A 15,177-nucleotide genomic window follows, 5' to 3' on the forward strand; every position below is an offset into this window, starting at 1 on the left:
CGACTCGAGCGCGGACGCGCGATTAAATCAGCGTCTCCCTAGTGGAACACCCGGCGTAAGCCGGACCGCCTGTGTAGTACGCCGGCCCGGTTAGATCGCGCAGCAGCAGAGCTTAAAAGGGATATCGCGACTGGCGGGCACAGGGCGCTCGCGGAAGTCGCCCGGGGTGAAGAAGCGCACCGTGAAGCGCTGGCGCCCGCCACTGATCTCGGGATAGACGCCGAGTGCGGTGTCGACGGTGACGCGGATGAGTTGCCAGGCATGAGCAGTATCGAGGTTGCGCTCGAAGTAGCCGTCCTCGGCCGTGGTCGGCTCGGCATTCCCCGAATGGCGCATGTAGCGTAGAACCTGTCCGGTCGCTTCCGCTACGGTGTTGAGCGGTTCGAACCACTCCAGTAACAGCTCGGTGCGCGCGGCGACGGGCTGGGCCAGCCAGTAGTGGTAGATGGGCAGGTCGAAGTCGAATGCGCCACCGGGCAAGGCCATGCGTTGGCGCACGCTGGAAAAGAACTCGCTGCCGCGTACGCGGTGATCCAGTGCCCCTGCCTGTTCCTCCAGGGCGCTGTGCAGCCGTCTTTGCCCATCCATGGTTTCGCGGAAACGCTCGGCGTCGACACCCGGTTGATTGGCCAGCCGGTTCAGGTTGGCAGTCTGGCGCTCGATCTCGCCCATCAGCTCACGCTTGATGTCGACCCGGGTGACCAAGGCATAGATGTCGACTAGCGACACTAGGGCCTCGTGGTGGTCGAATGGACGGCCGGATTCCAGTGCATCCCCGAAACGCGCGTTCAGCGCCTCCAGACGCAGCAGGAGGCGCACGCGTTCGTGCAGGGGTTGTTCGAAGGTCAGGGTTTGGCTCACGGCGCGCCTGTTCGGCAAAGTGGGCTGGGCGGGTTGTCGACCAACAATCCACGCAGTATCAGGTATTCCGGGGATGGTTTTCTACCCGTGTGGCAGTCGTGGTCGCTAGCTGTCGCAGGGCAGCATCGCGATCTGCTACCTGTGTCGCCAGTTCGGCGTCCGATGCGTCTCCGCTATTGCGAATCTCGCTGTCTGCGCGTCGGCGCCGTTCCTCGGGGTCCATCTGGGCCTCGATGATCGTCTCGACCTCGGCGCGACTGCGGCCGTCGCGGCGAGTCACTCGGGTGATCTGTTCCGCGGGTTCGCAATGCACCACGATCACGTGGTCGAACCGGCCTTCCCATCCGGCCTCAAACAGCAAAGGCACGACGATCAGCGCATACGGTACGTTCTCGTCCGACAGGGCGGTCAGTCGCTCCTCGATGGCGGCTTCCACCGCCGGGTGCACCAGTGCCTCCAGTGCCTGGCGCTCGCGCGGGTCGGCGAAGATCCGGCTGCGCAGGGCGCCTCGGTCGAGGTGGCCGCGAGCATCCAGAACGCCGGGACCGAAACGATCGATGATCGCGGCATAGAGGTCATGCCCGGGGTTTTGCAATTCGCGGTTGATGGTATCGGCATCCAGCACGGGGACCCCGAGACTGGCGAACAGTCCTGCGACCCGGCTCTTGCCACAGCCGATCCCTCCGGTGAGCCCGACTTGCAGCACCCGCTTGGCCCTAAAACCCTTGCGGGAAGTAGAGGGCCAGCAATTCGTCGCCCCAGATAAGCGCCAGCCACCCGGCCGCGGCCAGGTAGGGGCCAAACGGGATCGGGATGTTGCGATCGCGGCCGCGTAGCAGGATCAGTGCGATGCCGACCACCGCGCCAACCAGGGAGGCCAGCAGCAGAATTACGGGCAGGGCCTGCCAGCCCAGCCAGGCCCCCAGGGCGGCCAATAGCTTGAAGTCGCCAAAGCCCATGCCCTCCTTCCCGGTGAGCAGACGGAAGCCATGAAAGATCAACCACAGGGTCAGGTAGCCGGCAACGGCTCCTATCACTGCGGATTGCAGGTCGGTGAAGGTGCCCGGGATGTTGATCAGCAGGCCCAGCCACAAAAGCGGCAGGGTGAGTTGATCAGGGAGCAGGGTCGAGCGCGCGTCGATTCCGGCCGCGGCGATCAGGGTGGCCGTAAACGCCAGGGCCAGCAGTCCAGCCGCGCCGATCCCGAACGTCCATATCGTGACGATGAACAGCAGTGCGGTGAGCGCCTCCACCGCCGGGTATTGCCAGCTGATGCGCGTGCCGCAGCCAGGGCAGCGTCCGCGCAGGAACAGAAAACTGAGGATGGGGACATTCTCCAGCGCCCGGATCGGGCGTTGGCATTGCGGGCAGCGGGAACGGGGTTGGATCAGATCGAAGCGTTCGCGCTCGCCGGGTGCTTCGTGCTCCAGAATCGCGCGGGCCTCGGTCTCCCACTCGCGTTCCAGCATCACCGGAAGACGGGCGATGACGACGTTCAAGAAGCTGCCAATCAGCAGCCCGAACACCCCGGCGATCGGGAGTGCCCAGCCCCCCAGTACCGTCCCGATCTCGGCCAGCATCCCCTTAGTTCCCTGAGTCGCGGGCCCGGGGCATCAAATCACCTGGCCCATCTGGAAGATGGGCAGATACATCGCAATGACCAGACCACCGACGAGTACGCCCAATACCACCATGATCAGGGGCTCGAGCAGGCTGGACAGGCTGTCCACGGCGTTGTCCACCTCTTCCTCGTAGAAATCTGCGACCTTGGACAGCATGGAATCCAGGGAGCCGGATTCCTCGCCAATGGCCACCATCTGCACCACCATGTTCGGGAACACTGCGGTATTGCGCATGGACCATTGGAGTTGCCCGCCGGCCTCGGTCTCGTCGCGCATGCGCAGCGTGGCCTCACGGTAGACCGCGTTGCCGGTGGCACCGGAAACCGAGGTCAGGGCATCGACCAGTGGCACGCCCGCGGAGAACATGGTGGACAGCGTCCGGGCGAAGCGGGCGATCGCCGCCTTGCGCAGGATCGGGCCGAATGCCGGGGCCTTGAGAATGATGATGTCGAGAAAACGCGCGAAGCGAGGCGATCGCCGGCGCGCCTGCACGAAGATGAAGCCGATCGCGATGAATACGCCGAGGATGGCCCACCACCAGCTCTGGGTGAACTCCGAAAGGTCGACCACCATGCGCGTGAATACCGGCAGGTCGGCGCCGAAGCCCTGGAACAGGGCCTCGAACTGCGGCACCACGTAGATCAGCAGGATTGCGGTTACGACGATGGCGACCACCACCACGGCTGCCGGATAGAACAACGCCTTTTTGATCTTGGCCTTCAGGGCCTCAGTCTTTTCCTTGTAGGTGGCGATCTTGTCCAGCAGGGTCTCGAGCGTCCCGGCCTGTTCGCCGGCCTCGACCAGGTTGGTCACCAGGTCGTCAAAATGCCGCGGATGCTTGGACAGCGCCTTGGCGAAAGTCTCGCCCCCCTCGACGTCGGCCTTCAGTCTCAGCACCAGGTCGCGCATCGCGGGCTTTTCGTTCCCGCGTCCGACGATCTCGAAGGCCTGGACCAGGGGCACGCCCGATTGCAGCATGGTGGTCATCTGGCGCAGGAAATAGGCGATATCCGCCGGGACAATCTTCTTCTTGCCCCCGGAGAACAGCGATTTCGGCTTCTTGCGGATCTTGACGACATTGATGCCGTTCTTGCGCAGATCGGCGCGCGCAGTCGCCTCGTTATCGGCCGGGGTCTCGCCTTTGACCCGGTCCCCGTTCTTGTTCAGTCCTTCCCAGGTGTAGATCGTCCCGGAGTCGGCCATCCCCCTGTCCCCCTGTAGCTGGTGACCTGTGCTGTTTGCGGCACTAGTCCTTGGTCACGCGATTAACTTCCTCGAGGCTAGTCAGCCCCGCCATGACTTTCATGAGGCCGGCGCGTCGCAGGTCCTCGATACCTTCTTTTTCTGCCTGCTCCGCGAGCTGCATGGAGTTATAGCCCTCCAGAATCCCGCGCTGCATCTCTTCGCTGATCGGCATGACCTGATAGATCCCCAGTCGGCCCTTGTAGCCGTTGGTGCACTGGTCGCAGCCCACCGCGCGGAAGGAACTGACCCCCGCCTGGATGTCGGCATCGGTGAAGCCCTCCTTGCGCAGGACCTCTTCCGGAAGCTGCTCTGCCTCTTTGCAGTTCGGGCACAGCCGACGCGCGAGGCGCTGGGCAATGATCAGCAGGATCGACGAGGCGATGTTGTACGGGGGCACGCCCATGTTGGCGAGGCGTGTCAACGTCTGCGGGGCGTCGTTCGTGTGCAGGGTGGAGAGTACGAGGTGACCGGTCTGAGCCGCCTTAATGGCGATCTCGGCTGTCTCGAGGTCACGAATTTCCCCCACCATGATCACGTCCGGGTCCTGGCGCAGGAATGCGCGTAGCGCGCTCGCGAAGGTCAAGCCCACCTTGGGGTTGATGTTGACCTGGTTGACCCCGGGCATGTTGATTTCCGACGGGTCTTCCGCGGTGGAGATGTTGCGGTCGGCGGTGTTAAGGATCCCCAGTCCGGTATAGAGCGAGACCGTCTTACCCGACCCGGTGGGGCCTGTTACGAGGATCATCCCGTAGGGTCGGCTGAGCGCCTTGAGATACGCTTCCTTTTGCGGTTCTTCGTAACCCAGCTGGTCGATGCCCATCGACGCGCTGCTCGGGTCGAGGATACGCATCACGATCTTTTCGCCGTACAGCGTCGGCAGGGACGACACACGAAAATCGATCGCGCGCGTGCGCGAGAGCTTTAGCTTAATGCGTCCGTCCTGGGGTACGCGACGTTCTGCGATGTCCATGCGTGACATCACCTTCACGCGCGCTGTGATACGTGGCGCCAGGGCATTCGGCGGGTGGGCCACCTCGTGCAGTACCCCATCAATGCGAAAGCGCACGCGGAAGTCCTTCTCGAAGGGTTCGAGGTGGATGTCCGATGCCTTGCGGTTGATCGCGTCCATCAGCAACTTGTTGACGAACCGGACCACGGGCGCGTCGTCGGCGCCTTCGGCGGTGTCCGAGCCTTCCTTGTCGTCGTCACCGGATTCGATTGCCAGCCCGTCCAGGCCATCGTCGCCAAGGTCGTCCATCAACGACGACGCCGCACTCAGGGCACTGTCGATCAGACGGTCGAGCTTGTGCGACTCCACCAAGACCGCTTCCACGGGCATCCCTGTCGCGAATTTGAACTCGTCGGTGGCGCCCAGATTGGTGGGGTCGGATACGGCGATGTAAAGCCGATTGCCGCGGACCATCAGCGGCAAGGCATGGTGTTTCTGAATCAGCTTCTCGTTGAGGTGGTCCTTGGGCAGGAGCTCGGGTTCAAAGGAGGCCAGGTCGAAGACCGGCAGACCGAACTCCTCGGCAGCCGCTTCGGCGAGGCGTGCCTCGGCCACCTGGCCCTTGCTGGCTAGCAGGGTCATCAGCGGAGTTTGCTGGGACTGGGACTCCTCGACCAGCTGGGAGGCAATGTCCTCCGCGATCAGGCCGGCTTCGACCAGGCGCTTCGCCAGCCCGGGTAGCCGCGGTGCCGTAGTGGTGTTCGCCATGGGCCTCTGCGTAAACAAACCTAGTGATGCGCCACACTCTACGTGCGTCCGCGGCGGAAGGGAAACGTACTCCCTAATGGAGCGCGCCCTCGTCGAGCCTCGATCATAGAAATCAGCCCTGCCAAACACAAGGCTGTTGCCGGCGCATGAAGACAGGCGCGCAGGAGCGCTTGACGCTGCGCTTCGCGCTGGTTCAGAATACGCGGCTTGATCGAGGAGGGATACCCAAGCGGTCAACGGGGGCAGACTGTAAATCTGCTGGCTCAGCCTTCGGAGGTTCGAATCCTCCTCCCTCCACCATCGGGTTTTCAAGCCAGCGGCCTGAAGCAGGCGGTGGTTCAGTAAGCCAGGGTTCTGCGGGTGTAGTTCAATGGTAGAACCTCAGCCTTCCAAGCTGATGATGTGGGTTCGATTCCCATCACCCGCTCCAGTATTGGCCCGCAGAGTATCGGGTGGGGTCCTGGCGGTAGTTCGGCTCATGTAGCTCAGTCGGTAGAGCACTTCCTTGGTAAGGAAGAGGTCACCGGTTCGAATCCGGTCATGAGCTCCAAATTTAATGTCAGCGTACAACCTGCGTCGCTGTTGAGTTTTAGCGTCACGATCCGGGGAAGCGAGAGATGTCCAAGGAAAAGTTCGAGCGTAAGAAGCCGCATGTGAATGTGGGAACGATTGGTCATGTGGACCATGGGAAAACGACGCTGACGGCGGCGATGACGACGGTGCTGGGCAAGAAGTACGGAAGTGAAGCCCGAGCGTTTGATCAGATTGACAATGCGCCGGAAGAGAAGGCGCGTGGGATCACGATTGCGACCGCGCACGTGGAATACGAGTCGGATATTCGTCATTACGCGCACGTCGACTGCCCTGGGCACGCGGACTATGTGAAGAACATGATCACGGGTGCGGCGCAGATGGATGGCGCGATCCTGGTGGTGTCGGCGGCCGATGGCCCGATGCCGCAGACTCGCGAGCACATTCTGCTGGCGCGTCAGGTGGGTGTGCCGTACATCGTGGTGTTCCTGAACAAGGCCGACATGGTCGATGATCCGGAGCTGCTGGAGCTGGTCGAGATGGAAGTGCGCGACCTGCTGTCTTCCTACGACTTCCCGGGTGACGACACCCCGGTGATCACCGGTTCGGCGCTGAAGGCGCTGGAAGGTGACGAGAGCGAAGTGGGCGCCCCGGCGATCTACAAGTTGGTCGAGGCGATGGACACCTGGATTCCGGAGCCGGAGCGTGCCGTGGACGGCGCCTTCCTGATGCCGGTGGAAGACGTGTTCTCGATTTCGGGTCGCGGCACGGTCGTGACCGGTCGTATCGAGCGCGGTGTGGTGAAGGTGGGCGAAGAGATCGAGATTGTCGGCATTCGCGACACCCAGAGGACCACGGTCACCGGTGTCGAGATGTTCCGCAAGCTGCTGGATCAGGGCGAAGCGGGCGACAACGTGGGCATTCTGCTGCGTGGTACCAAGCGCGACGACGTGCAGCGTGGTCAGGTGCTGTGCAAGCCGGGTTCGATCACGCCGCACACGCATTTCGAAGCCGAGGTGTACATCCTGGGCAAGGAAGAAGGCGGTCGTCATACGCCGTTCTTCAACGGCTACCGTCCGCAGTTCTACTTCCGCACGACGGACGTGACGGGATCGGTGGAGCTGCCGGAAGGCACCGAGATGGTGATGCCGGGTGACAACGTGAAGATGACGGTGTCCCTGATCAACCCGATCGCGATGGAAGACGGTCTGCGCTTTGCGATCCGCGAAGGCGGCCGCACCGTCGGCGCCGGCGTCGTCTCCAAGATTATTGAGTGAACCAGATGGCTAACCAGCGCATTCGAATTCGTCTCAAAGCCTTTGATCATCGACTGATCGACCGCTCCGCGGCCGAGATCGTCGAAACCGCCAAGCGGACCGGTGCCCGAGTCAAGGGCCCGATCCCGCTGCCGACCAAGCGCGAGGCGTACACCGTCCTGATTTCTCCGCACGTCAACAAAGACGCGCGAGACCAGTACGAGCTGCGTACGCACAAGCGCCTGATGGATATCCTCGATCCGACCGACAAGACCGTGGATGCCCTGATGAAGCTCGATCTGGCCGCAGGCGTCAATGTTCAGATCAGGCTTAACTAACGTTAAATTTTCTGCCATACTATTGGGCTTTCCGTGGCCCGGCGGAATCTTCGCCGGGCCACGGCTTTAGGGCGCTCTTAAGCGCCGTCTGATACGGAAGGGGTTTTGTAATGGCTCTTGGACTCATCGGTCGCAAGCTCGGCATGTCGCGCGTCTTTACGGACGATGGCGTCTCCGTGCCGGTCACGGTGCTGCAGGTGGACAACAATCGCGTGGTCCAGATCAAGCGCACCGAAGGCGACGGCTACAACGCGGTCCAGGTGACGGCGGGCTCGCGCAAGCCGTCCCGGGTAAGCAAGCCGGAAGCCGGCCACTTCGCTGCGGCGTCGGTGGAGCCGGGTCGCGGGCTGTGGGAATTCCGCGTGGAGGAAGCCGACCTCGAAGGGCTGGCCGCCGGTGATGCGATCACCGTCGACCGCTTCGAAGAAGGCCAGACCGTCGACGTGACCTCGCAGAGCAAAGGTAAGGGGTTCCAGGGTGCGGTGAAGCGTCACAACTTCAGCACCCAGGACGCGACCCATGGCAACTCGTTGTCGCACCGCGCTCCGGGCTCCATCGGGCAGAACCAGAGCCCCGGTCGTGTGTTCAAGGGCAAGAAGATGGCCGGCCACATGGGTGCCGAGCGCAAGACCATTCAGAATCTGAAGGTGGTGCGCGTCGACGCCGATCGCAGCCTGGTCCTGGTTCAGGGTGCCGTGCCGGGCGCGCCGAGTACCGACGTGATGATCCGTCCGGCCGTGAAGGCGAAGGGTTAAGACAATGCAAGTAACGACTGCCGATACCGGGGCCAGCGTCGAGCTGTCGCCGGCCTGCTTCGAGCGGGATTTCAACGAATCCCTGGTGCATCAGAGCGTGGTCGCTCAGCTCGCCGGTGCCCGTAGTGGCACGCGCGCCCAGAAGACCCGTGCCCAGGTGAGTGGCGGCGGCATCAAGCCGTTCCGTCAGAAGGGTACGGGCCGCGCCCGCGCCGGCACTATTCGCAGCCCGCTGTGGACCGGGGGCGGCAAGGTGTTCGCTTCGCGCACCCAAGACTTTTCGCAGAAGCTCAATAAGAAGATGTATCGCGCCGCGATGGCATCGATCCTTTCTGAGCTGGTGCGTCAGGACCGCCTCAAGGTGGTGGCGGGGTTTGCGGTTGAATCCGGCAAGACCCGTGACGGTGTCGCCAAGCTGAAAGAGCTCGGTCTGGTGCGGGGCCTTGTGGTCCTGGCCGAAGAGGATGCCTTGACCGCGCGTGCGCTGGGCAACATCCCGCACGTGGACGCGATCGATGTCAGCGGTGTTAATCCCGCCAACCTGGTTGGGGCCGAAACGGTCGTGATCACGGAAGGCGCCATCCGCAAGCTCGAGGAGTGGCTGGCATGAATTCACGGCTGATGCAGATTATTCAAGGCCCGGTGGTTTCCGAGAAATCGACCAACGCCGGGGAAGTGGGTCAGTACGTGTTTCGCGTGCTGCCGGATGCGAACAAGGCCGAGATCAAGGCTGCGATCGAAAAGCTGTTCGAGGTTCGGGTGCAGCAGGTGCGTACGCTGAACCAGCAGGGCAAGAACAAGCGCTTCGGTCGCCAGTTCGGTCGTCGCAACCACTGGAAGAAGGCCTATGTGGCGCTCGCCGAGGGCGAAAGCATCGATATGGGTGAAGGAGAACAGGTCTAGCCATGGCGATTATCAAGACCAATCCGACGTCTGCTGGACGCCGCCACGCGGTCAAGATCCGCGGCGAAGGGCTGCACAAGGGCGCGCCGCACGCCGCGCTGGTCGAAAAGCAGACCCGCTCGGGCGGCCGTAACAACTCCGGTCGCATTACCACCCGTCATATCGGCGGTGGGCACAAGCAGCGCTACCGTGTTATCGACTTCAAGCGCAACAAGGATTCGGTGCCGGGCAAGGTTGAACGCCTGGAATATGATCCGAACCGCAGTGCTCATTTGGCATTGGTACTGTACTCGGACGGCGAACGTCGGTACATTATCGCGCCCCGCGGTCTGAAGCAGGGCGATTCGATCGCCAGTGGTTCGCAGGCCCCCATTCGGGTGGGCAACGCGATGCCCTTGCGTTCGATCCCGGTGGGGACCGTGATTCACTGCATTGAAATGAAGCCGGGCAAGGGCGCCCAGATTGCGCGTTCGGCCGGTGCCTCGGCCCAGGTCGTGGCTCGTGAAGGGACCCACGCAACGATCCGGCTGCGCTCGGGCGAGATGCGCCGCATCCAGTCCGAATGCCGCGCCACGATCGGCGAAGTGGGGAACACGGAGCACAGTCTCAAGAAGTTCGGGAAGGCCGGTGCCAAGCGCTGGACGGGTGTACGCCCAACCGTGCGCGGTACCGCCATGAACCCGGTCGACCATCCGCATGGTGGTGGTGAAGGACGCAACTTCGGGCGTCACCCGGTGACCCCGTGGGGCCGTCCGACCAAGGGTTACAAGACCCGTAACAACAAACGTACCGACGGCATGATCGTGCGTCGGCGCAAGAAGTAACGGAGTGCCAGCATGCCGCGTTCACTGAAAAAAGGTCCGTTCGTCGATCACCACCTGCGCAAGAAGGTGGAAGAGGCGCGCGAGAAGAACGATCGCCGGCCGATCAAGACCTGGTCGCGCCGCTCGATGATCATCCCGCAGATGGTGGGGCTCACCCTTGCGGTACACAACGGGCGTCAGCATGTACCGGTGCTGGTCAACGAAAACATGGTCGGCCACAAGCTGGGCGAGTTTGCGTTGACGCGGACCTTCAAGGGTCACATCGCCAACAAGAAGTCGCGCTGAGGACGAACGATGGAGACGATTGCAAAACTGCGCTACGCGCGCATCTCGCCGCAGAAGACGCGGCTGGTCGCCGACCAGGTTCGTGGCATGCGCGTGGAGGAGGCTCTGAATGAGCTGACCTTCAGCCCGAAGAAGCCGGCCGCCATCGTGAAGAAGGTGCTGGAGTCCGCGATTGCCAACGCCGAGAACAACGACGGCGCCGACATCGACGAGCTCCGCATCTCGCGGATCCAGATCGACGAGGGTCCCGTTTTGAAGCGCATGCAGGCGCGGGCCAAGGGTCGCGGCAACCGCATCATGAAGCGCACCAGTCACATCGTGATTGGCGTTAGCGAGAAGGGAGCGAACTAACCATGGGTCAGAAAGTACATCCAACCGGCATCCGGCTGGGCATTTCTCGCCCGTGGTCGGCCACCTGGTACGCGGATGGCCGCGAGTTCGGCGAGACGCTGAACAACGACATCCAGCTGCGCGGGTTTCTGCAGAAGAAGCTTGCCCACGCGTCGGTCAGCCGTATCGCCATTGAGCGCCCCGCCAAGGCCGCACATATCACGATTCATACGGCTCGTCCGGGCATCGTGATTGGCAAGAAGGGCGAGGACATCGAGAAGCTGCGCCGGGAAGTGGCCGCTGAAACCGGCTTGGACCAGGGTAACGTCAAGATCAACATTGAAGAAGTGCGCAAGCCCGAGATTGAAGCCCAGCTGGTCGCGGAAGGCATCGCGCAGCAGCTGGAGCGACGCATCATGTTCCGGCGCGCCATGAAGCGTGCGGTCGGTAACGCCATGCGCCTGGGCGCTCAGGGCATCAAGGTTCACGTGTCCGGCCGCTTGAACGGCGCCGAGATTGCGCGTTCCGAGTGGTATCGCGAAGGCCGCGTGCCGCTGCACACCCTGCGTGCCGATATTGACTACGGCTTCGCCGAGGCCCGTACGACGTACGGAATCATCGGTGTGAAGGTGTGGATCTTCAAGGGCGAAGTCTTCGGTCTGGAACCGGTCGAAGGGACGCGCGCTGCGGCCAACGCGAGCTAGGACATAGACCATGTTGCAGCCAAAAAGAACGAAATTCCGCAAGCAGTTCAAGGGCCGGAACCGAGGCATGGCCTCCACCGGCGCCAAGGTCAGCTTCGGCGAGTACGGCCTTCAGGCCGTCGAACGCGGTCGTATCACGGCCCGTCAGATTGAGGCGGCCCGGCGTGCGATGGTGCGTCACATCAAGCGTGGCGGGAAGATCTGGATTCGGGTGTTCCCGGACGTGCCGGTGACCAAGAAGCCGCTCGAAGTGCGTATGGGTAAGGGCAAGGGCGGCGTCGAGTATTGGGTCTGCAAGATCCAGCCCGGTCGCGTGCTCTACGAAATGGAAGGCGTGCATGAAGACGTGGCCCGCGAGGCCATGCGTCTGGCCGCTGCCAAGCTCCCGGTCAAGACGGTCTTCACCCGTCGGCAGGTGATGTGATGAAAGCAGAAGAACTCAGAAAGAAGTCGGACGACGATCTGAATCAGGAACTGGAAGCGCTCTACAAGGAGCAGTTCGGTCTCCGTATGCAGAAATCCGTCGGACAGCTCGCGCGACCGGATCGCGTGGGCAAGGTGCGGCGCGAGATCGCGCAGATCAAGACGCTGATGAATGAACGCAGAAGGGCAGGCTAAGAAGATGACCGAAGAAGGTTCCAAGACTCAGCGATCTGTCGTCGGCCGTGTGGTCAGCGACAAGATGGACAAGACCCGCACGGTCCTGGTGGAGCGTCGTGTCCGCCATCCGCTGTACGGCAAGTTCATTCGTCGCAGCACCAAGCTGCACGTCCATGACGAGGAAAATGTCTCGCGCATGGGCGATCGCGTCCGTATCCGTGAATGCCGGCCGGTTTCCAAGCAGAAGCGCTTTGCCCTGATCGAAGTGGTCGGGCAGGACGCGCTCTGACTTGGGCGCCAGGAGATAAGTCATGATTCAAATGCAGACCGTGCTCGAGGCCGCCGACAACAGCGGCGCCCGACGCATCCAGTGCATCAAGGTGCTGGGTGGCTCGCACCGCCGTTACGCTCGTGTGGGCGACGTCATCAAGGTGAGCGTTAAAGACGCGATCCCGCGCGGCAAGGTGAAAAAAGGCGACGTGTACGACGCAGTCGTCGTGCGGACCGCCTCCGGCGTGCGCCGTCCGGATGGCTCGATCATCCGTTTCGACCGCAATGCCGCGGTCCTGCTGAATAACCAGCACCAGCCGATCGGCACCCGTATCTTCGGGCCGGTGACGCGTGAACTGCGAGGGGAGAAGTATATGAAGATCATCTCCCTCGCCCCGGAAGTGCTGTGAGGACGGAATGAACAAGATTCGCAAGGGCGACGATGTCGTCGTGATTGCTGGCAAGGACAAGGGTCGTCGAGGAACCATTATCAAGGTCCTGGATGGCAAGGTTCTGGTCCAGAACATCAACATGGTGAAGAAGCATCAGAAGCCGAACCCGCAGCAGGGTGTCGGTGGCGGGATCATCGAGAAGGAAATGCCGATCGATATCTCCAATGTGATGGTCTTCAACCCTGCAACCGACAAGGGTGATCGCGTGTCGTTCAAGACCCTGGAAGACGGCCGCAAGGTGCGTGTCTTCCGCTCGAACGGCGAGGTCGTGGACGCATAACGCGGGACGGACGGTTTATGGAACGCTTGAGAGAAAAATACGAATCCAACGTGAAGCAGGCGCTGCGCGAGCAGTTCAGCTATGCGAACGTGATGGAGATCCCGCGCATCACCAAGGTCACCCTGAACATGGGTCTGGGTGATGCCGTGGCGGACAAGAAGGTGATCGAGCACGCGGTCAGCGACATGACGGCGATCGCCGGGCAAAAGCCGGTGGTCACCAAGGCGCGCAAGTCCATCGCGGGCTTTAAGATCCGTGACGATTACCCGATCGGCTGCAAGGTGACCCTGCGCCGCCGGCAGATGTACGAGTTTCTGGATCGCCTGATCAACGTGGCGTTGCCGCGCGTTCGCGACTTCCGCGGTTTTTCCGCGAAAGCATTTGACGGCCGTGGTAACTACAGCCTGGGCATCAAGGAACAGATCATCTTCCCGGAGATCGATTACGACCGTGTCGACAAGCTGCGCGGCATGGATATCACGATTACAACCAGCGCAAAGACGGATGCGGAAGCCAAGGCCCTTTTGGAGGCCTTCCAGTTCCCGTTCCGGCAGTAGAAGAGGTAGGCGCACATGGCGAAGGTATCGATGCTCGAGCGCGAAAAAAAGCGCGCACGACTGGTGAACAAGTACGCGGCCAAGCGGGCTGAACTCAAGGCGATTCTGGTGGATGACACCAAGTCGTCTGAAGAGCGTCTCGCGGCCATGCATGCGCTGCAGAAACTGCCGCGCGATTCGTCGCGCGTGCGGCAAACGAACCGCTGTGGCGTGACCGGCCGGCCGAAGGGCTACTATCGCCGGTTTGGCCTCGGGCGCAACAAGCTTCGGGAACACGCCATGAAGGGCGAGATTCCGGGCCTGCGCAAGGCGAGCTGGTAAGGAGATTTGAAGCGATGATGACCGATCCGATTTCCGACATGCTCACCCGCGTGCGCAATGCACAGCGCGCGAATAAAGAGCAGGTCGCTATTCCCTACAGCAAGGCCAAGGAGCGCATCCTTAAGGTCTTCGCGGATGAGGGCTACGTGGGCGACATCCAGGTCGAGGGTGAAGCGGCCCAGAAAAAGCTCGTGGTTCGCCTGAAATATTTCGAGGGCCGGCCGGTCATCGAGTCCGTCGATCGGATCTCCCGTCCGGGGCTGCGGATCTACCGCGGCAAGGATGAGCTTCCGCGGATCAACGCGGGGCTCGGTGTCGCGGTGATTTCCACGCCGCAGGGTGTCATGAGTGACCGCGCTGCCCGGGCCGCTGGCCAGGGTGGCGAAGTCCTCTGCAAGATTTACTGAGGAATCAGCCATGTCGCGCATTGCAAATCTGCCGATCAAGCTGCCCAACGGCGTCTCCGTCGAGCAGTCGGACAGCGAGATCAAGATCAAGGGCCCGAAGGGCGAGCTTCAGCTCACCTGCCCCGAGGCGGTGCTGGTCACCGTCGAGGACGGCGTGGTCCGTGTGAAAGCCGCCGAGAACGCGAAGAACGTGGCGCTGGCCGGTACGATTCGCGCCTTGCTGGGCAACCACGTCCACGGCGTTAGCGAAGGATTCGAACGGGCGCTGGAGCTGGTCGGTGTTGGGTATCGCGCCCAGATGCAGGGTGCGAAGCTGAATCTGACGTTGGGCTACTCGCACCCGATCAACTTCGAGATCCCGGAAGGGGTCACGGTCGAGACGCCGACCCCGACCGAGGTCGTGGTCAAGGGAACGGATCGCCAGAAGGTGGGGCAGGTGGCTGCGAATATTCGCGCCTTCCGCCCGCCGGAGCCCTACAAGGGCAAGGGCGTGAAGTACAAAGACGAGCGCATTGTGCGCAAAGAAGCCAAGAAGAAGTAGGTAGGCACCAGTGGACAAGAAAGAGGCCAGACTTAAGAGGGCGCGTCGCGCACGGTTCAAGATCCGTGAGCTGGGGGTGCATCGTCTCTGTATCCACCGGACGCCGCGCCACATGTACGCGCAGATCATTGCGCCGTCCGGCGACGCGGTGTTGGCCGCGGCGTCGACGGTTGAGAAGGATCTGAAGAATGCCGGCGGTTCGACCGGTAACACGGACGCCGCTGCCCGAGTGGGTCAGGCGATCGCTGAACGTGCGCGTAAAGCCGGCATTGAACAGGTCGCGTTTGACCGCGCGGGCTTTCGTTATCACGGGCGAGTGAAGGCTTTGGCCGACGCCGCACGTGAAAACGGCCTGCAGTTCTAGTCAAACGGGATCGA

General features: G+C 62.3%; 24 protein-coding genes and 3 tRNA genes. 22 read left to right on the forward strand and 5 right to left on the reverse strand.

All coding sequences use genetic code 11. The features are described 5' to 3' along the window. Positions 1 to 90: 90 nt before the first annotated feature. The 5 genes from zapD to pilB are packed head-to-tail and all read right to left on the reverse strand — an operon-like array spanning position 91 to position 5,445. Positions 91 to 861, reverse strand: a complete 771-nt coding sequence (gene zapD / locus F462_RS08505; protein WP_038053261.1) for a cell division protein ZapD — start codon at positions 859 to 861, stop codon at positions 91 to 93. 58 nt (positions 862 to 919) lie between these two features. Beyond that, complete coding sequence (coaE, locus tag F462_RS08510) at positions 920 to 1,567, reverse strand: dephospho-CoA kinase (RefSeq protein WP_038053264.1); 648 nt, start codon at positions 1,565 to 1,567, stop codon at positions 920 to 922. Positions 1,568 to 1,577: 10 nt separating this feature from the next. Beyond that, positions 1,578 to 2,441: a prepilin peptidase gene (locus F462_RS08515; RefSeq protein ID WP_038053267.1), complete on the reverse strand. Its 864-nt coding sequence runs from the start codon at positions 2,439 to 2,441 to the stop codon at positions 1,578 to 1,580. A gap of 33 nt (positions 2,442 to 2,474) precedes the next feature. Next, the gene (locus F462_RS08520; RefSeq protein ID WP_038053269.1) at positions 2,475 to 3,686 is read right to left on the reverse strand and encodes a type II secretion system F family protein; all 1,212 of its coding nucleotides are present in this window, start codon (positions 3,684 to 3,686) and stop codon (positions 2,475 to 2,477) included. Positions 3,687 to 3,729: 43 nt separating this feature from the next. Then, complete coding sequence (gene pilB, locus F462_RS08525; RefSeq protein ID WP_038053271.1) at positions 3,730 to 5,445, reverse strand: type IV-A pilus assembly ATPase PilB; 1,716 nt, start codon at positions 5,443 to 5,445, stop codon at positions 3,730 to 3,732. Positions 5,446 to 5,660: 215 nt separating this feature from the next. Between pilB and F462_RS08530 the strand changes: the two genes are divergently transcribed. From F462_RS08530 to rplR, 22 genes are all read left to right on the forward strand, one after another. Continuing rightward, positions 5,661 to 5,745 (forward strand) — tRNA-Tyr (locus F462_RS08530). Between the two features lie 56 nt (positions 5,746 to 5,801). Then, a tRNA-Gly gene (locus F462_RS08535) sits at positions 5,802 to 5,875 on the forward strand. 44 nt (positions 5,876 to 5,919) lie between these two features. Next, a tRNA-Thr gene (locus F462_RS08540) sits at positions 5,920 to 5,995 on the forward strand. Between the two features lie 67 nt (positions 5,996 to 6,062). Then, on the forward strand, positions 6,063 to 7,253 hold the full coding sequence (tuf, locus tag F462_RS08545; protein ID WP_038053273.1) for an elongation factor Tu: 1,191 nt from the start codon (positions 6,063 to 6,065) through the stop codon (positions 7,251 to 7,253). A 5-nt stretch (positions 7,254 to 7,258) separates the two neighbouring features. Beyond that, a complete protein-coding gene (gene rpsJ, locus F462_RS08550) occupies positions 7,259 to 7,570 on the forward strand; it encodes a 30S ribosomal protein S10 (protein ID WP_018139871.1) in 312 nt (103 codons plus the stop codon). 110 nt (positions 7,571 to 7,680) lie between these two features. After that, positions 7,681 to 8,325, forward strand: coding sequence for a 50S ribosomal protein L3 (gene rplC / locus F462_RS08555; RefSeq protein WP_018139872.1), 645 nt, complete (start codon positions 7,681 to 7,683; stop codon positions 8,323 to 8,325). A 4-nt stretch (positions 8,326 to 8,329) separates the two neighbouring features. After that, positions 8,330 to 8,935, forward strand: a complete 606-nt coding sequence (gene rplD, locus F462_RS08560) for a 50S ribosomal protein L4 (protein WP_018139873.1) — start codon at positions 8,330 to 8,332, stop codon at positions 8,933 to 8,935. Further along, positions 8,932 to 9,228, forward strand: coding sequence for a 50S ribosomal protein L23 (gene rplW, locus F462_RS08565; protein WP_018139874.1), 297 nt, complete (start codon positions 8,932 to 8,934; stop codon positions 9,226 to 9,228). Before rplD ends, rplW begins: the two co-directional genes overlap by 4 nt. Before the next feature lie 2 nt (positions 9,229 to 9,230). Next, the gene (gene rplB, locus F462_RS08570) at positions 9,231 to 10,052 is read left to right on the forward strand and encodes a 50S ribosomal protein L2 (protein ID WP_018139875.1); all 822 of its coding nucleotides are present in this window, start codon (positions 9,231 to 9,233) and stop codon (positions 10,050 to 10,052) included. 12 nt (positions 10,053 to 10,064) lie between these two features. After that, the gene (gene rpsS / locus F462_RS08575; RefSeq protein WP_018139876.1) at positions 10,065 to 10,337 is read left to right on the forward strand and encodes a 30S ribosomal protein S19; all 273 of its coding nucleotides are present in this window, start codon (positions 10,065 to 10,067) and stop codon (positions 10,335 to 10,337) included. A gap of 9 nt (positions 10,338 to 10,346) precedes the next feature. Beyond that, positions 10,347 to 10,688 carry a 50S ribosomal protein L22 gene (gene rplV / locus F462_RS08580; RefSeq protein ID WP_018139877.1) on the forward strand — a complete coding sequence of 114 codons (342 nt, stop codon included), beginning with the start codon at positions 10,347 to 10,349 and terminating at the stop codon, positions 10,686 to 10,688. Positions 10,689 to 10,690: 2 nt separating this feature from the next. After that, positions 10,691 to 11,371 carry a 30S ribosomal protein S3 gene (rpsC, locus tag F462_RS08585; RefSeq protein WP_018874514.1) on the forward strand — a complete coding sequence of 227 codons (681 nt, stop codon included), beginning with the start codon at positions 10,691 to 10,693 and terminating at the stop codon, positions 11,369 to 11,371. A 10-nt stretch (positions 11,372 to 11,381) separates the two neighbouring features. Then, positions 11,382 to 11,795: a 50S ribosomal protein L16 gene (gene rplP, locus F462_RS08590; RefSeq protein ID WP_017941078.1), complete on the forward strand. Its 414-nt coding sequence runs from the start codon at positions 11,382 to 11,384 to the stop codon at positions 11,793 to 11,795. Then, positions 11,795 to 11,989, forward strand: coding sequence for a 50S ribosomal protein L29 (gene rpmC, locus F462_RS08595; RefSeq protein ID WP_018139879.1), 195 nt, complete (start codon positions 11,795 to 11,797; stop codon positions 11,987 to 11,989). Before rplP ends, rpmC begins: the two co-directional genes overlap by 1 nt. A gap of 4 nt (positions 11,990 to 11,993) precedes the next feature. Beyond that, complete coding sequence (rpsQ, locus tag F462_RS08600) at positions 11,994 to 12,260, forward strand: 30S ribosomal protein S17 (RefSeq protein ID WP_018139880.1); 267 nt, start codon at positions 11,994 to 11,996, stop codon at positions 12,258 to 12,260. Between the two features lie 22 nt (positions 12,261 to 12,282). Then, complete coding sequence (gene rplN / locus F462_RS08605; RefSeq protein WP_017941081.1) at positions 12,283 to 12,651, forward strand: 50S ribosomal protein L14; 369 nt, start codon at positions 12,283 to 12,285, stop codon at positions 12,649 to 12,651. A 7-nt stretch (positions 12,652 to 12,658) separates the two neighbouring features. Continuing rightward, positions 12,659 to 12,973 (forward strand): 50S ribosomal protein L24, encoded by a 315-nt coding sequence (gene rplX, locus F462_RS08610; protein ID WP_038053276.1) that lies wholly within the window; start codon positions 12,659 to 12,661, stop codon positions 12,971 to 12,973. A 17-nt stretch (positions 12,974 to 12,990) separates the two neighbouring features. Further along, a complete protein-coding gene (gene rplE, locus F462_RS08615; RefSeq protein ID WP_018139882.1) occupies positions 12,991 to 13,530 on the forward strand; it encodes a 50S ribosomal protein L5 in 540 nt (179 codons plus the stop codon). 15 nt (positions 13,531 to 13,545) lie between these two features. After that, a complete protein-coding gene (rpsN, locus tag F462_RS08620; RefSeq protein WP_018139883.1) occupies positions 13,546 to 13,851 on the forward strand; it encodes a 30S ribosomal protein S14 in 306 nt (101 codons plus the stop codon). Positions 13,852 to 13,865: 14 nt separating this feature from the next. Further along, a complete protein-coding gene (gene rpsH, locus F462_RS08625) occupies positions 13,866 to 14,258 on the forward strand; it encodes a 30S ribosomal protein S8 (protein ID WP_018139884.1) in 393 nt (130 codons plus the stop codon). A 10-nt stretch (positions 14,259 to 14,268) separates the two neighbouring features. Beyond that, positions 14,269 to 14,799, forward strand: a complete 531-nt coding sequence (gene rplF, locus F462_RS08630; protein WP_038053278.1) for a 50S ribosomal protein L6 — start codon at positions 14,269 to 14,271, stop codon at positions 14,797 to 14,799. Positions 14,800 to 14,809: 10 nt separating this feature from the next. Then, entirely contained in the window at positions 14,810 to 15,163 is a 354-nt protein-coding gene (gene rplR / locus F462_RS08635; RefSeq protein ID WP_018139886.1) for a 50S ribosomal protein L18, read from the forward strand. Positions 15,164 to 15,177 lie beyond the last annotated feature (14 nt).

Origin of the sequence: Thioalkalivibrio sp. ALJ1, assembly GCF_000745395.1 — a bacterium.
In the GTDB taxonomy this organism is placed as follows: domain Bacteria; phylum Pseudomonadota; class Gammaproteobacteria; order Ectothiorhodospirales; family Ectothiorhodospiraceae; genus Thioalkalivibrio.

What these genes read in the sequence shown, in the direction of transcription:
- F462_RS08515 (WP_038053267.1), bottom strand. Translation starts at nt 2,441, where the DNA reads ATGCTGGCCGAGATCGGGACGGTACTGGGGGGCTGGGCACTCCCGATC.
- F462_RS08520 (WP_038053269.1), bottom strand. Translation starts at nt 3,686, where the DNA reads ATGGCCGACTCCGGGACGATCTACACCTGGGAAGGACTGAACAAGAAC.
- pilB (WP_038053271.1), bottom strand. Translation starts at nt 5,445, where the DNA reads ATGGCGAACACCACTACGGCACCGCGGCTACCCGGGCTGGCGAAGCGC.
- tuf (WP_038053273.1), top strand. Translation starts at nt 6,063, where the DNA reads ATGTCCAAGGAAAAGTTCGAGCGTAAGAAGCCGCATGTGAATGTGGGA.
- rpsJ (WP_018139871.1), top strand. Translation starts at nt 7,259, where the DNA reads ATGGCTAACCAGCGCATTCGAATTCGTCTCAAAGCCTTTGATCATCGA.
- rplC (WP_018139872.1), top strand. Translation starts at nt 7,681, where the DNA reads ATGGCTCTTGGACTCATCGGTCGCAAGCTCGGCATGTCGCGCGTCTTT.
- rplD (WP_018139873.1), top strand. Translation starts at nt 8,330, where the DNA reads ATGCAAGTAACGACTGCCGATACCGGGGCCAGCGTCGAGCTGTCGCCG.
- rplW (WP_018139874.1), top strand. Translation starts at nt 8,932, where the DNA reads ATGAATTCACGGCTGATGCAGATTATTCAAGGCCCGGTGGTTTCCGAG.
- rplB (WP_018139875.1), top strand. Translation starts at nt 9,231, where the DNA reads ATGGCGATTATCAAGACCAATCCGACGTCTGCTGGACGCCGCCACGCG.
- rpsS (WP_018139876.1), top strand. Translation starts at nt 10,065, where the DNA reads ATGCCGCGTTCACTGAAAAAAGGTCCGTTCGTCGATCACCACCTGCGC.
- rplV (WP_018139877.1), top strand. Translation starts at nt 10,347, where the DNA reads ATGGAGACGATTGCAAAACTGCGCTACGCGCGCATCTCGCCGCAGAAG.
- rpsC (WP_018874514.1), top strand. Translation starts at nt 10,691, where the DNA reads ATGGGTCAGAAAGTACATCCAACCGGCATCCGGCTGGGCATTTCTCGC.
- rplP (WP_017941078.1), top strand. Translation starts at nt 11,382, where the DNA reads ATGTTGCAGCCAAAAAGAACGAAATTCCGCAAGCAGTTCAAGGGCCGG.
- rpmC (WP_018139879.1), top strand. Translation starts at nt 11,795, where the DNA reads ATGAAAGCAGAAGAACTCAGAAAGAAGTCGGACGACGATCTGAATCAG.
- rpsQ (WP_018139880.1), top strand. Translation starts at nt 11,994, where the DNA reads ATGACCGAAGAAGGTTCCAAGACTCAGCGATCTGTCGTCGGCCGTGTG.
- rplN (WP_017941081.1), top strand. Translation starts at nt 12,283, where the DNA reads ATGATTCAAATGCAGACCGTGCTCGAGGCCGCCGACAACAGCGGCGCC.
- rplX (WP_038053276.1), top strand. Translation starts at nt 12,659, where the DNA reads ATGAACAAGATTCGCAAGGGCGACGATGTCGTCGTGATTGCTGGCAAG.
- rplE (WP_018139882.1), top strand. Translation starts at nt 12,991, where the DNA reads ATGGAACGCTTGAGAGAAAAATACGAATCCAACGTGAAGCAGGCGCTG.
- rpsN (WP_018139883.1), top strand. Translation starts at nt 13,546, where the DNA reads ATGGCGAAGGTATCGATGCTCGAGCGCGAAAAAAAGCGCGCACGACTG.
- rpsH (WP_018139884.1), top strand. Translation starts at nt 13,866, where the DNA reads ATGATGACCGATCCGATTTCCGACATGCTCACCCGCGTGCGCAATGCA.
- rplF (WP_038053278.1), top strand. Translation starts at nt 14,269, where the DNA reads ATGTCGCGCATTGCAAATCTGCCGATCAAGCTGCCCAACGGCGTCTCC.